This is a genomic window from Pseudalkalibacillus sp. A8, assembly GCF_045920555.1.
Lineage (GTDB): Bacteria > Bacillota > Bacilli > Bacillales > Fictibacillaceae > Pseudalkalibacillus.
Genome location: NZ_CP174509.1, coordinates 5,508,125 through 5,522,857, shown reverse-complemented (window position 1 = coordinate 5,522,857; position 14,733 = coordinate 5,508,125). Strand labels below are relative to the sequence as shown.

The following is a 14,733-nucleotide window of genomic DNA, read 5'->3' as shown; positions in this document are numbered from 1 at the left end:
AAAAATAGAATTCCTAAAATTACTTTGGATGTTTAAGTTTCCGCTTCTCATAATCGCGATCATCCTAGGATTCTTATTGATAGTAGGGATCACCTTGCTACCGGCTTTGTTTATGAATCCAGAAATGGATGAAAGTGCCCCTGTTCTGCCAGAGGGTGGAATAGGGGGAAAAGCGATTGTTTCTCCAGAGGTCAGGCGATACGAGCCGCTTGTCAGGAAGTATGCGGAAAAATACGGAGTTGAAGGATATACAGAACTTTTACTAGCAAAAATGCAGCAGGAAAGCGGTGGAAGGGGTGGAGATCCTATGCAGGCAAGCGAATCTTTAGGATTGCCCCCTAACACCATTACAAACCCGGCAGTCAGTATAGAAGCTGGGGTAAGATATTTCTCCCAGGTATTGAAAAAAGCCGAGAGAGATATTTCTTTAACGCTCCAGGCTTTCAATTTTGGAACAGGTTTTATTGATTACGCCTTTAAACGTGGAGGCTATTCAAAAGAAGTTGCAGCTGCCTTTTCTCAAAAAAAAGCGAAGGAATTAGGTTGGAGTGGATACGGAGATATCAATTATGTCGATAATGTATTGCGGTACTTTGAAGGCAGTTTAGAAATCTCCCCTGGATCCCCGAACAGTTACGGATTTATCAAACCGATTCAAGCAGAAATTACTTCAAGGTTTGGTGTTCGGTTCGATCCGTTTACTGGAGTTCCTACGAATCATTACGGTGTTGATTTTGGTTGTAAAGGTCAACCGCTCCCGATTTATGCAGCAAGAAACGGAAAGATCCAACAGGCAGGATGGCAGAATCAAGGCAATCACAGTGAAGGGTTTGGCCAAAGGATCTATATTGATCACGGAGGCGGATTGGTTACGGTATACGCGCATTTAGCGCAGATATTAGTTCAACCAGGTCAAACCGTACAGGCTGGCCAAAAGATTGGAACTTGCGGCACAACAGGAAGCAGCACCGGAGAACATTTACACCTGGAACTTCACGAAAACGGAAGAAAAGTAAATCCAGAGGGGAGAATTTTTTAATGAATCGAAATAGTTTCATTGTCGTCTCGTTGTTATTGGTCGTTACAACATCGATTGTTAGCGTCATATTCTACGAGAAATGGAACGAGGAGAAAAAACACAGGATAACACTCCAGGAGGAAGTAAAACAGCTTAGAGACCGTCTGAAGGCCTCAGAATCAAACAATAAAAAATTAGTTCAACATGGGAAGGAATTTATCGAGATCATGTTCACTTACGATAGCAAGACCGCTCCAGGAATCCAGGAGAAGCTTTTAGAGCGCGCTTCCGGTCAAGCAAGGGAAAAACTAACAAAAAGCGAGGAAGTTCACCATACAGAAGGCACAGAGAACATAGGCGATGATATTTCTTCAAAGGTTGACATACTAGAAACCTACTATAACCGAATCGATGAAGATTCTGCCCTGGTAACAGTCGTATTCAATCATGTTTTAACAGTAGAAGGGGTTGCAACCAGAACAAAAAATGAAGCGGTTGTTAACCTGGAGCACTTTGAAGGGGATTGGTCGATCGAGAACTTCGAAGTAAAGCAGCTGCTATAAAAAAGTTTACCATAATCTCTTTTTTTCCTGAAGTTGTGTAAAAATAGTGCATGATTTGTGTAACTAAAAAGCATTGTTAATTTATATCATAAATTGATAGAAAAAGAGTAACAAAACGTAGGAAAATCATATAAAAAAGACTGCCTTTAGCCCAAGTCCCCACTCGGCAGACAGTCTTTCCCCCACCTATCAATGATTGGTTGTCATTTAATAGGCATTGCTTTTCTTGTACTTGTATTATACACAGAATTGAAATATAACATTTTAAGAAATGTTTTTCAATTCCTCTGTTAATCGTAGGAATTCTTCTTTGTTTCTATCCTGTAATGACTGGTCAATCTCTTTTCGGATTTGCTCTTTTCGGAAATTACGAAGGGCTTTGTTTAATACCATTTCAGCAAATTCAGAATCCATGACGTTTACTTCAGATTGTGGTGGTGTATTAAGCAAATTCCTTTCCATAGGAAACCAACTCCTTAACCTTTTTTCTATTATACTAACGGTTTTCAGACTATTCAAATATTTCGCTTGGTAGTTCCATGGTATTTATAGCCAATGAGTTTACATCTGAAAGTACAAACTCATTGAAACCTTCAGTTATGATCTTTAAACAAGAATATTTTTAATTCATCTCAAAAACTATTATTCCGGATCATTATCATAAAATTGTTGGATCAAATAGGTAAGAATCCCCTACAATACCAACCATTTTTCGGTTGATAGCTTCAGGCCTAGTGCCGAATATACATATGATTGTTTTAGGAGTAATGATGGAATACCTCCTTGTGAGTTTATCCTTTTCATTATTCATCTAGAAACTTCTGGGCAAGGTGTTCAAAGGCAGATGGGTTTCAAAACAGGGAAAACCTTTGACTTGTCCTCCATCTGTGTTTGTGTTTTTGCAGGAGCCTATATATGAAAGTGGAAGGATTTATCGTTTACCGACAGAAGACTCCCACCTCAAGGAATGTGAAGGGCGTATCCCATGAGTAAGTGGGAGATGAATGTCGGTTGGCGTTAGTCAAAGTAGCCTCGCTATGTTAGAATAAGAACTTACATTCTCTTCAAACGAGGTGACCAACCATGGGTCGTTAAGTGGCGAGAGGTTCAATAAAACACTCCATTATTTACTCATTTTTAATCGATATATGAAGGAGGGGGAGTATGGATCCTTTAGAAATCATAACCAACTTACAGAACGTAAAGCCTGCTTATCAACCCATTGTAAGCGCTATTAAACATAATGTCGTTGGATATGAAGTATCGGGTCGATATTGGGAGGGGGATGAATGGGTAAAACTTAGGCCTTTTTTTCTAGATAATGAGGTACCCGATGAATTCAAAATGGAAGTCGATCAACACCTATTACATGTTGCCATTTTAGATATTCTCGAAGCAAACAAGCAAGGCTTCTTGCGCTAAACAATTAATGGTCAATCATGGAGAGGACCTATTACAAACGTTAAAAAGCTTTGAACAACGAGGATTTTCAATGGAGAGAATCGTCTTAGCCATTACTGAACATGACTTCGATGAGGAATTTCATACTCTTAATCATTTACTGCTCTACTATAAAACGTACGGAATAAAAGTTGCAATCGACCATATAGGGATCAAAAATTCTAATATAGACCGGATACGTCAACTTGAACCCCATATTCTTAAAATTGATACAAACATTATTCGTGATCATCATTCCGAAGGTTTTCAAGATATTATCTATTCCCTTTCGATGCTCGCACACCGAATTGGTGCTGCTTTGCTATTTGACAATATAGAGGATAACTTTCATCTCCAATTTGCATGGAAGCATGGAGGTATGTTTTACCAGGGACAATATTTAGCGCCACAAAAATTTGACCTTTCCTCCACGGATTCATTAACTGTTAATGTCAAAGGTAAGATTGCTGAATATATCCAAAGAGAAAAAAACTTCGTTGAGCAACGGCAGAACCTTGTTTCAATTTGGGAACAAAAGGTGAAGAATATACTTTCTCAATGGAGAGGGATAGAAAAGGTAGATTCGTTTATTAAAGAATTGACAACCCTATTTAATGAAGAAAGTTTCCGTATGTTTGTTTGTAACAGTGATGGTTATCAAGTGTCTTCAAATTTCAGAAAGCGAGATGAAGGCTGGGAGACTGAACCCGATAAAAAAGGTTCTAATTGGGCGTTTCGTCCCTATTTCTTAGAGAATACCCTACAAATGAAAACATTTAACAAAGGAATATTATCTGATAATTATTTGGATATTGAGACTAGGGAAACAATACGCACCTTTAGTTTTCCATTATCTGATCACTATTTTTTGTTCGTTGATATTAGCTATTCCTTTATTTTTGAAAATGAATCCTTACTAAATTTGTGAATAGGATTATTCAACATCAAGGTTAAAATGTTAAAAGAATATGGTATGCGAATTCTATCACTTGAATCAAAAGAAAACAAAAGCCATCCTAGAACATGTCATAGGATGACCTGTATTAACAGGAGTAGAAAACGGGTCATTTGTTATGAATAACGGTATTCTATGGCCCTCCTGCAGGATATTGAGTTTCTCTTCATATTCGATACTATGGTCAGCTACTCCTAATGCATGTTCTTTCGTTTGGATGATAAGATTTTTCCCTTAATGTTTCTCCACAAAAACGGAACTACTTAATAATAAACAGCCTTTATTCATTATATATTTAATGGATGATATTTTCCCGAAACGCCATCGATCATAATAGATGGGTATTTTTCATTGTTTTTTTGATTGACAATGATCCAGTACGGTCTAAAAAACCTTTCATGTTGTTCTAGTTGCATTTTAGGGATACTGAAAAATTTTAGTTTCAAAGATGCTGAATGATTCAGGAAATCCTCAGCCATTATTTTGGCATCTTGTAAAGAAAGTGTACTAGGTAAACATGGTTGATCATGTAGATTTTCTTCCATAAATAATGGGGTATGGTCAATGATGGCACCTTGTCCACTTATACTGTCAATTGTACAGCCAAGATATCCATCTAGTTTTAGCAGCCCTTTTGCTTTCATTTTATATTTAAAGAAATGGTAGGGATAATAAATGAGTTTATCAATTTGATAGTTTGCTTTCGGATCGAATTGTTTTAGTTTGTTAATGATATTTTCGGGTTGAATGGAAATTGATTGAGTTAATGTAGTCATCGGTTACACCTTCTGAAAATTACCCGGTAGATTATTGTAAAACTCTGAAATATTTTTCGCTTCAGGTGACAGGTCTTTCGCAATATTCTTTTCAATCGTTTTTGAAATATGATGTGGCCCCTTGGCTTTTTCAAAATCGTCTAAAATTTTTTGAGAAGGTGTCCTACCAAAATTGTTTCCGATAAAGATCCCAATAATTGAAATAATTAACCCTGCCAAAAATGGATGAATAGCTGTGTATGCTTCTAAATTACCAACTGTCCAAAGTACATTTGTTAAACCACCGCTGATCATCGCAGTTAAAACCCCAATATTTGTTGCATTTCTCATATAGACTGAAGCAACATATGGAACTAAAAAGCTATTTCCTAAGACACCAAACGCAAATACGACAAGGGTAAATACGGAAGGTGGTTCAAAAATGGCAACGATGATGCCGGCAATTCCACCTAACAAAATACAAATCCGAGAGACCAGAACCATTTTTGAATGTGAGGCATTTTTCGCAAAAAAACGTTGATATAAATCCCGTGACAAAATGGTTCCCGCTTGCATTAAACACGAATCAGATGTTGACATGATGGCGGCCATAATAGCAGATAATAGTATTGCGGCAAAAAAGCCAGGGAAAAAGTTATACGCAAGTTCAGGAATAACCATTTCTGGATCAGCTAGTGTAGGAAGCATAACAATGGCGATAAGACCTAATAAATAAGGAGTAAATATGAAAATCTGATTCCATGTTGCTGAGAATAAGATGGCACCTTTTACTGTTTTTGTACTTTTCATGGACATGTGACGTACAACGACATGAGGAAGCCCCATATATCCGACACTATAGATGAGTATTGCTCCTAAAACAACACCCCATTGGCCATAATACGCTAAATCTTTACCCCAAATACTTAAATAGGTTGGATCAATCCTAGCTAGTGCAGCATTTAATCCTGATAAGCCGTCAATATGAATGAATGCCATTATTCCAATACCAAGAACGCCTAATACCATAATGATGCCTTGTACAAAATCAGTCCACACAACTGCCAGGTAGCCACCTGCGACGGTATATGTAATAATAACACTTACCCCTATGATCAAGCAGGCTTCATATGGTAATCCTGTTAACATCGTTAAAGCTTTTCCAGAAGCAATGAATTGTGCAAATACATAGGCCATTAAAAAAATAATCGAAATAATGGAGCCGACAATACGAATCGTTGGACTTTCAAAACGCTTTTCCAAGTACTCAATTGGCGAAAGTGCACCTAAAAGTTCAGAAAGTCTACGCATTCTTTTACCTAAAACGGAAAGGTTAATGATTGAACCACCAGCATCCCCAATGGCATACCATAATGCGTACCAGCCTTGTTGAAAGGCTAATGCAGGTCCCCCCATAAACATATAACCACTCATGGAACTGCTTTGCATTGTAAGGGCAGTTACTGCAGGACCTAAACTCCGACCACCAATTAAATAATGATCAATTGATTTTGAAGCCTTTCGAGAGAACCAAACTCCTACTCCTAATAATACAAGTAAGTAGACAATAAAAATAATAGCATCCGATTTCATAAAATAAAAACACCCCCCTAACGATTAATTTTCAAGTTCATCTCCCTTTTTCATTTTAAAATAGATTACTAGAGATATTCCCATCCAAATAAACGGCCATGGTATAAACCAAATAAACGTTTCTAGCGGTAGGTTAAACATGTTTTCACCTCCAGAAAAAAATGTAAACGCTGTCATGTCAATTATAAATGTTAGCTTTTTTCTTAGCGTTAGACAAAATGTAAAAATAATTTATAAATTTAGAACATTATGTAACTTTCAAATAAAGTTTGATCAAAAATGTTTTAGAAACCTTGATTGATCAATTTTCTCAGGAAAAAGAAGGTTTATTTTAATCGAACTTTTTTACAAACGGTATAACGTTATTTGAAAAACGGTACAGTTTTTTCCATTTCTTTTAGTTTGCGATAAAACGCTGCCTGACTAACCCCTAAGTTTGCGACATATTCGCTTTCTTTAGACGGAGCAAGTCCGGTCTGAAGGGTTGCTCATTAGATGCACCACCAAATCACCTCTCTAAATTTGAAATAAATTTTACCGTTAGGATTGCATAGGGACTCCCGACTCCTCTTTCCAGTTGTTCGACAAATGGCACCAAAACTAGACGGAGGCTACCTTTCCCCCTAATAGCTTCTGCTCTGAAGATCCAACACCCTGAATATTGTAAGAAAATTAAAAAAATATTGACAATTGAAAGCGATTGCAATAATCTAAGAGAAATAAGCGAAAACGTTTTCGTAAAACGTTTTCGCTTTTACTACAATTATTTAATTCGTAGAGGAAGATTACATGGCCAAATGGACAATTAAAGACATTGCAAAAAAAGCAGGCGTTTCCATAACGACTGTTTCAAGGGTGTTGAATCAAAAGGAGGAGGGGATGTCCGAAGAAACTCGTGAAAAGGTGTTGCGGGTAATTGAGGAAGTCCAATATCAGCCTAATCAATTTGCAAGAGGACTTGTCACAAAGCAATCCAAATTACTTGGGCTTATTGTTCCAACGATTATGAATCCTTTTTTCCCAGAGCTATGTAGAGGGGCCGAAGATGAAGCAAACAAAAGAAATTACAGCTTAGTTATTTGCAATTCTGATGACCAATCAGAGAAAGAAGAGCGATATTTACGAGTATTAAAGGAACAACAAGTAGATGGGATTATTCTGTCCAGCCAAGATCAGCTTTCACCATCGAGTGAGGAGATTCTAAAGAAAGGGAAGATTCCGTGTGCGCTTCTTGACAGAGGGATAGAGGAGAATAAGTATTCCGCTGTCTTTTTGGACAATGAGACAGGAGGATATTTGGCGGGCAAACATCTAACTGATTTAGGACATCGAAACATTGGGTGTATTTCAGGGCCAAATTCAATTAAGAACTCTTTTGAGCGTGTAACGGGATTCCGTCGTGCATTAAAAGAAGTTGGGATAGATCTCCATAATTCCCTCCAATTCGAAGGTGATTTCACAATCGAATCCGCTTATGAACATGCGAAAAATCTACTAACGATAAACAATATTACCGCCATATTTGCATGTAACGATATGATGGCATTTGGTGTATATCAAGCAGCTCATGAATTGAATATTAAGATTCCAGATGAGCTTTCCGTCATTGGATTCGATGATATTTCATTTGTGTCATCTTTGATACCGAAATTGACAACCATCCGCCAAAATACATATGAAATGGGACGAAAAGCTGTGGAGCTTTTGATCAATCAAATTGAAACAGGAAAGACAGAATCCGTACTATTTAGTCCTACATTAATCGCGCGGGAAAGTACAGTCCATGTAAAAATAAAGGAGAGATTGTATTGAAAGTACCTGTTATTATCGACTGCGATCCTGGTATCGATGATGTTATGGCGCTCTTGCTTGCATTTTCATCAGAAGACCTTGACATCAAATTGATTACAACAGAACCAGGCAATCAAACTCAAACCAAAACCATTTATAATGCACGTGCCTTTGCAAGTTATATGAAGCAGGACATTGAAATTGCAAGAGGCCTTAATGAACCGTTTTTTCGCGTTCTTGAAGTCGCTGAGGAGGTCCATGGGGAGAGCGGTCTTGGGGATGTTGTTCTTCCGGACCCGACACTTCCTGAGAGTAATCGAACAGCCATTGATGCAATGAAAGATGTACTGTTAAGCAGTGAAGAAGAGATTGTCCTCATTGCGACAGGCCCCCTTACAAATATTGGGTCTTTATTTCTAGCTCACCCTGAAGTGAAAAATAAAATCAAATACATTTCCTACATGGGAGGGGCGGCTGTTGGCGGTAATATGACACCAACTTCAGAATTCAATGTATACGTAGATCCTCATGCTACAGAAATTGTATTCCGTTCTGGCATTCCAATCGTCATGAGTGGGCTTGATGTCACTCATAAAGCCTATATTACGTTAGATGAAGTTTCAGGAATCGAAGCAACCGGTACTGAGCTTGCCAAAAACATTAGTTCGCTTCTTAAATTTTATATCTATAATGCAAATCGCACCCCCTTCCATGAGGAGCATTTTGAAAGAGCGATTCGTCTTCATGATTTATGCGCAGTTTCGTATGTCATTACACCAGAACTGTTTGAAGGGGATGATTGCCATGTTGAAGTTGAATTAGAAGGACGTCTCACAGCGGGCACAACAGTTGTGGATTATACACAACGTACAGGGCTTCCCCAAAATGTGAAAGTGCTTCACACAGTCAAAAGGGAAGAATTCGTTCAACAATTTTTTGAGGCAATAAAAAAAATGGACCATTATATTGGTCAATAAAAACAAAGGGGAGAAATGAAATGAAACAGAGTTTTAAAAATGACTTTAATATAATGGCCATGCTTTTAATTCCAATTGGAGTTTCGATCAATATTGTAGGATTCCAATTACACAATGTATTGAGACTACCTATATTCCTTGATACTATTGGTACCATTTTAATCGGAGTAATCGCTGGGCCATGGGTTGCTTTAATCGCCGGACTTGTCACAAATCTCATTAATGCCATCTTCAACCCTACTTTCTTACCATATGCATTGACATCTATGGCAGTCGGTGTTGGTGTAGGATTTCTATCGAAAAGTGGTATGTTCAAAACGATTCCTAAAACCATTATTTCCGGTATCATCATTACACTAATCGCAACCATTGTTTCTGCACCAATCACAGTATTAGTCTTTGGTGGAGTAACAGGAGGCACAGGATCTATCATTACAGCAACGTTCCTTGCTGCAGGGCAGCAATTATGGACAGCAGTATTATCTTCATCAATCATTATTGAAATTGCAGATAAAGTCATCTCAGTTCTTATTGTCTATTTCATTGTGAAGAAAATGTCAGATCGCTATTTGTCGAAAATGAATTATGGACACTTATATATGTAATACAAAGATAAATTAAGATATGATATGCTCTTTCATCCTTTTACTTCGAGGGAAGGAAAAAGTTTACTTTTCTAAGGAGGTGGGTTGTAATGAACCAAAACTTTATTTTAAAACTGCATCCAATGACAAAGCTTTATTTTACATTATTTGTAACTTTAGCAGTCCTCATCATCCCAAGTTATTTGTTCGCATTTTCATGGTTTCCTGTTTTAATGATTGTAGCACTTCTTGCTGGATCACGTGTCTTCAAGGAATTCATCGGTATTATCCTTAATGCGCTTCTCTTCCTACTAATACTCGTATTTCTCATGCAACTTTTCTTTTATCCGGGCGAGACGGTGATTGGAGAATGGGGAATTTTCAAATGGACCACGGAAGGCCTTCAATATGGTCTTATTCTGACCTCCAAAATATTAGCCATTGGATCAGCATTCATTCTGTTTTTTAGAATTACCGACGTAAAGGATTTCGTGAAGTCTCTCGAAGATATCGGTTTACCACCGATGGGAGCGTATATAGTCATGTCTACATTGCAAATCATTCCTGAAATGAAACGCCAAGCACATACGATTATGGAAGCTCAAAAAACACGTGGGGTAGAAACGGAAGGATCTATGCTTGTCAGGGCAAAAGCTTTCATTCCGACCTTGACTCCACTAATCCTTTCTTCCATTGCAAGCACCGAAGAAAGAGCAATTACATTGGAATCACGCGCATTTTCGGCTCCTGTGAAAAAAACAAGCTTATATAAGCTTTCGAAAAGTACAACGGACCGGATTCTGCCCTTGTTTTTTCTGCTCATCATAGTTTCATTAATCGTTTGGAGAGTGCTGTCATGAGTTCAATTATTGAAATGAAAAACGTATCGTATCGTTATCCTGTCGGTGATGGGAATGTATTGAAAAGTATTTCCCTTACTATTGAAAAAGGAAGTTTTACGGCAATTGTCGGAAATAACGGCTCAGCCAAGACAACGTTATGTAATACAATTAGGGGCTTCGTCCCACATTTTTACAAAGGAAATATCGAAGGGGATGTCCTTGTAGATGGGAAAAACATGGCGGATTATCAGTTAGGTCAACTAGGAGAAAAAATCGGTTACCTATTCCAAAATCCATTTATTCAAATATCAGGTGTAAAGGATACAGTATTTGATGAAGTAGCATATGGCCTTGAAAACTTAGGGGTAGAAGAAAATGAAATACGCAACCGTGTTGAAGAAATATTGAAATTAGTGAAAATCGAACATCTTCGGGATAAAAATCCATTTGAATTATCAGGTGGACAACGTCAGCGTGTCGCGCTTGCCTCCATTATCGTCATGGATCCCGACATTTTAGTAATTGATGAACCGACTTCCCAGCTCGATCCGATCGGAACCGAGCATGTATTTGACATCATCCGACTAATGAAAGAAAAAGGAAAGACAATTCTGCTTGTGGAGCATAAAATGGACCTTATCGCAGAATATGCTGATAATATCATCGTACTGAATGAAGGAGAAATTGCCTTGCAAGGTCCAGCAAGAGAAGTGTTTGCGAATCCGGATTTTGCTAAATATAACATCCAATACCCGCACGTAACGGAAATCGCTCTTCAATTACAAGAATCAGGCATTCCATTGAAATTTGTGCCGATCCGTGACAAAGAACTGACGGAAAGCATCGCCTGGGAGGTAGTGAAGGAGGATGCATCATGTCTTACTTGAAATTGCAAAATGTGAGCTTCTCTTATCCAGACGGTACAAAGGCCTTAGAAAATCTTACTTTGAACATACCTAGGGGACAACGGGTTGCTATTATCGGTCAAAACGGAGCAGGAAAAACAACTGCTGTTAAGCTCATGAATGGATTGCTGAAGCCGACTGAGGGTACGGTTCATGTTGGGGATTGGAATACGAAAGATTACACGACAGCCCAAGTATCACGTAAGGTGGGATATGTGTTTCAAAACCCTGACGATCAAATTTTCCACAACGATGTTGAATCAGAAGTGAGGTTCGGTCCAAAAAACATGGGATTCGAGCCTGAACGAGTGGATGAACTGACAGAATGGGCACTACATCTTTGCGGCATTTACGAATTAAAAAAGGAAAACCCATATAATCTACCTTACTCAACAAGAAAATTCGTTACGATCGCTTCTATATTAGCAATGGATTCGGACGTCATCATCCTGGACGAACCAACTGCTGGGCAAGATAAGATTGGCTTAAAAAGTTTAGAGAACATCCTGGACACTTTACAAGAAAAAGGAAAGACTGTCGTTACGATTACGCATGATATGGAATTTGTTACCGAGCATTTCAACCGAATCGTAGTCATGGCGAATCGACGGATAGTGTCTGATGATGATGCACAGCAAATTTTTTATAATCATGAAGTGTTGGAAAAGAGCATGCTAAAGCCTCCTGCCGTGGCAAGTATGGCAAGATTATTAGGTTTACCGAAAGGCATTTTAACAAAGCCGCAGTTGATTACTGCTATTGAAAAACGCATAAATTCGTGAAAGGGGGAGTAGTACATGAACATCTCAGTAGTAGGCAGCATCAATATCGATCTTGTTTATCGCGTCCCCCATATCGTGAAGGAAGGCGAAACATTGCATAGCACGTCTCATTCTATCCATTATGGAGGGAAAGGGGCGAATCAGGCTGTAACAGCCTGTCAGCTTGGTGCAAATGTCTATTTTATTGGTAAAGTTGGAAAAGATGCGTTTGGAGAGCAGGCAAAAGAAAATTTAGCAAATAAAGGCGTCAATACAGCTGCTGTTGAAGAAGAAGGAATCACTGGACAGGCGATTATCCAAGTTTCGAATTCCGGAGAAAATTCCATTGTTTTATTCCCGGGTGCCAACTTTCTTGTCACACCTGAACAGGTTGACCGGGAATCTGATGTGATCCGGACCAGCGATGTACTCCTTTGTCAGCTTGAAATACCACTCGAGTGTATAGAGAAAGCCATCAGAATAGCTGCAGAATCCGAAACGGTAATCATTTTGAATCCTGCACCTACAAAGGAGATACCTGATTCTTTATTAAAGAAAGTATCAATCCTGACGCCTAATGAAACAGAGCTCTTTCAACTAACAGGATTTGAAACATCAAGTGAAGAGAAATTGATGGAGGCGTGTAAATTCTTATTGGATAAAGGCGTTGGTACGATAATCGTTACCCTTGGTTCAAAAGGTGCATTTTACATGAATAATGAGGAAAATGGATGGGTTAAAGCGGCAAAAGTTGATGTAGTGGATACGACTGGTGCGGGAGATGCCTTTAATGGGGCTCTCGCAGTTGCAATTTGCCGGGGAGATTCTCTTCAGGATGCAGTAAAGAATGCAGCTGAAGCAGCTGCATATGTAGTGACAGAAATGGGTGCACAACCAGTATTTCCGAAATCATTTCGGGTTGTATAGACATGAAACCGATGATTGCGTTACTCAATTTAAGCTACGGGGCTCTTCGTTCCTTTGGTCTCACGTGAAAAGGGTCATTTTGTTAAAGATTAACTTTTTTGATTGAATTATGTCTGGATATTATAAAAAAATACTTTTGGGACGGATACATATCTATGAAAATCAAAAAGGCATTCTAGTTTCTGTAACCGATTTCGGTTGATTTCCTGTTCAATTGGTATGTTTAATGACCATGCAGGCTCCCAAAAATGCTTTTTACCTTTAAAGTATCTAATTCCCGGAATGAAGGCTGTTTCGACCACCAAAATTCATATCATGCTGAGCAAACTGCGTACAAATTAAAATAAACTTTTTTAGACCTTTAGGAAGATTTACAGTGGCACTCATCTTGTATACATTGGCTAATACTAAAGGAGGCATTTCTATGAAACAAGAAAAATGGGCGTTTTCGACACGTGCTATTCAATCGGGTGAATTAGTTGACCCCGTGACACGGGCGCTCAACACACCGATCTACCAAACTTCGACGTTTGCGTTCGAGTCCGCGCGAGATAAAGAATCTGCCGTAGATGCAGGAATGAGTTGGACTCCCGACACTTATTTTTATAGTCGAACAGGGAATCCGACTACGGCGGCGTTGGAGAATAAGCTGGCTTCACTGGAGGGCGCGGAGGATGCCGTTGTGACTGCCTCGGGGATGTCCGCCTGCGCCACAGCGCTGTTGAGCTTACTGAATGCAGGAGATCATTGTATTGCGTCGACGGACCTTTTTACGATAACTCAGACCCTTTTAGATGATGTGTTTAATGCGAAAGGTATTGAGGTAACACGGATAGATACCAATGATATTGCAGACGTCACAGAACACATACGATCAAACACGAAGGTCATCTTCGTCGAGTCCTTGTCTAATCCATACATGAATGTTGCTGATATACCGAATCTTTCCAAAATAGCGCATGAAAATGACTTGTACCTTATAGTCGATAATACTTTTTTATCCCCGTATCTGTTACGACCATTAGAGTTTGGTGCCGACCTTGTAGTGCATTCTGCAACTAAGTACATTGCAGGACACGGAGATGCGCTAGCAGGTGCGGTCGCTGGAGATAAGAGTCTCGTTAACCGGGTGCGTTATTATATGGACAATTTGGGTTCTCCTGTTAGTCCGTTTAACTCCTGGTTGATTCTTCGCGGCATTCGGACACTTCCTCTTCGAATGCGGACGCATTCGCTGAACGGGCAAGCGGTTGCGGAACTTCTACAATCACGACCAGAGGTTGAATTCGTACTTTACCCTGGACTTGAAAACCATCCACACAACGATGTTGCACGAAAGCTTCTTCGTGAAGGGAACGGGGGAATGCTCGCATTGCGTCTACACGGAGGAGCCGCAGCGATGGAAACGTTTGCAGCGAATCTTGAACTCTCAGCCATAGCGGTAAGTCTTGGTGACGTCCGGAGTCTTGTCTATCCTATGCCGAAACGCCAGAATTTAATTCGTCTCTCGATCGGATGTGAAGATGTAGGTGATCTATACTCTGACTTTGCTCAGGCTCTTGACAAAATTTCGTCATAGTGAAGTGATGCTTCTCTTTCAACCGTCTGTTTTATATAAGGGA

Annotated in this window: 15 protein-coding genes; 12 read left to right on the top strand and 3 right to left on the bottom strand. The window is 39.1% G+C overall.

Features of this window, described 5'->3' with window-relative positions; genetic code table 11:
- The first annotated feature begins 28 nt into the window (after positions 1-28).
- Positions 29-1,039, top strand: a complete 1,011-nt coding sequence (locus tag ACJROX_RS27660) for a lysozyme family protein (protein ID WP_408008390.1) — start codon at positions 29-31, stop codon at positions 1,037-1,039.
- Positions 1,039-1,581: a hypothetical protein gene (locus ACJROX_RS27655; protein ID WP_408008389.1), complete on the top strand. Its 543-nt coding sequence runs from the start codon at positions 1,039-1,041 to the stop codon at positions 1,579-1,581. The genes ACJROX_RS27660 and ACJROX_RS27655 overlap by 1 nt, the downstream gene beginning before the upstream one ends.
- Positions 1,582-1,845: 264 nt before the next feature.
- On the opposite strand, the gene ACJROX_RS27650 is transcribed toward ACJROX_RS27655, so the two are convergent.
- The gene (locus ACJROX_RS27650) at positions 1,846-2,043 is read right to left on the bottom strand and encodes an IDEAL domain-containing protein (RefSeq protein ID WP_408008388.1); all 198 of its coding nucleotides are present in this window, start codon (positions 2,041-2,043) and stop codon (positions 1,846-1,848) included.
- A 702-nt stretch (positions 2,044-2,745) separates the two neighbouring features.
- On the opposite strand from ACJROX_RS27650, the gene ACJROX_RS27645 reads away from it, so the two are divergent.
- Together ACJROX_RS27645 and ACJROX_RS27640 are read left to right on the top strand one after the other, a co-directional pair.
- The gene (locus tag ACJROX_RS27645) at positions 2,746-3,003 is read left to right on the top strand and encodes a hypothetical protein (protein ID WP_408008387.1); all 258 of its coding nucleotides are present in this window, start codon (positions 2,746-2,748) and stop codon (positions 3,001-3,003) included.
- A gap of 70 nt (positions 3,004-3,073) precedes the next feature.
- Positions 3,074-3,949, top strand: a complete 876-nt coding sequence (locus ACJROX_RS27640; RefSeq protein WP_408008386.1) for an EAL-associated domain-containing protein — start codon at positions 3,074-3,076, stop codon at positions 3,947-3,949.
- Positions 3,950-4,263: 314 nt separating this feature from the next.
- Here ACJROX_RS27640 and ACJROX_RS27635 read toward each other — a convergent pair whose 3' ends face one another.
- Together ACJROX_RS27635 and ACJROX_RS27630 are read right to left on the bottom strand one after the other, a co-directional pair.
- Positions 4,264-4,752 carry a hypothetical protein gene (locus ACJROX_RS27635; protein WP_408008385.1) on the bottom strand — a complete coding sequence of 163 codons (489 nt, stop codon included), beginning with the start codon at positions 4,750-4,752 and terminating at the stop codon, positions 4,264-4,266.
- Positions 4,753-4,755: 3 nt separating this feature from the next.
- Complete coding sequence (locus tag ACJROX_RS27630) at positions 4,756-6,324, bottom strand: sodium/proline symporter (RefSeq protein ID WP_408008384.1); 1,569 nt, start codon at positions 6,322-6,324, stop codon at positions 4,756-4,758.
- 789 nt (positions 6,325-7,113) lie between these two features.
- On the opposite strand from ACJROX_RS27630, the gene ACJROX_RS27625 reads away from it, so the two are divergent.
- From ACJROX_RS27625 to ACJROX_RS27590, 8 genes are all read left to right on the top strand, one after another.
- Entirely contained in the window at positions 7,114-8,136 is a 1,023-nt protein-coding gene (locus ACJROX_RS27625; protein ID WP_408008383.1) for a LacI family DNA-binding transcriptional regulator, read from the top strand.
- Positions 8,133-9,092, top strand: a complete 960-nt coding sequence (locus ACJROX_RS27620) for a nucleoside hydrolase (protein ID WP_408008382.1) — start codon at positions 8,133-8,135, stop codon at positions 9,090-9,092. The genes ACJROX_RS27625 and ACJROX_RS27620 overlap by 4 nt, the downstream gene beginning before the upstream one ends.
- A gap of 20 nt (positions 9,093-9,112) precedes the next feature.
- The gene (locus tag ACJROX_RS27615) at positions 9,113-9,697 is read left to right on the top strand and encodes an ECF transporter S component (protein ID WP_408008381.1); all 585 of its coding nucleotides are present in this window, start codon (positions 9,113-9,115) and stop codon (positions 9,695-9,697) included.
- An 89-nt stretch (positions 9,698-9,786) separates the two neighbouring features.
- On the top strand, positions 9,787-10,536 hold the full coding sequence (locus ACJROX_RS27610) for an energy-coupling factor transporter transmembrane component T family protein (RefSeq protein WP_408008380.1): 750 nt from the start codon (positions 9,787-9,789) through the stop codon (positions 10,534-10,536).
- Positions 10,533-11,405, top strand: coding sequence for an energy-coupling factor ABC transporter ATP-binding protein (locus tag ACJROX_RS27605; protein WP_408008379.1), 873 nt, complete (start codon positions 10,533-10,535; stop codon positions 11,403-11,405). Before ACJROX_RS27610 ends, ACJROX_RS27605 begins: the two co-directional genes overlap by 4 nt.
- On the top strand, positions 11,393-12,205 hold the full coding sequence (locus ACJROX_RS27600; protein ID WP_408008378.1) for an energy-coupling factor ABC transporter ATP-binding protein: 813 nt from the start codon (positions 11,393-11,395) through the stop codon (positions 12,203-12,205). The genes ACJROX_RS27605 and ACJROX_RS27600 overlap by 13 nt, the downstream gene beginning before the upstream one ends.
- A gap of 15 nt (positions 12,206-12,220) precedes the next feature.
- Positions 12,221-13,111 carry a ribokinase gene (rbsK, locus tag ACJROX_RS27595; protein ID WP_408008377.1) on the top strand — a complete coding sequence of 297 codons (891 nt, stop codon included), beginning with the start codon at positions 12,221-12,223 and terminating at the stop codon, positions 13,109-13,111.
- A gap of 397 nt (positions 13,112-13,508) precedes the next feature.
- Entirely contained in the window at positions 13,509-14,690 is a 1,182-nt protein-coding gene (locus tag ACJROX_RS27590; RefSeq protein WP_408008376.1) for a trans-sulfuration enzyme family protein, read from the top strand.
- Positions 14,691-14,733: the final 43 nt, after the last annotated feature.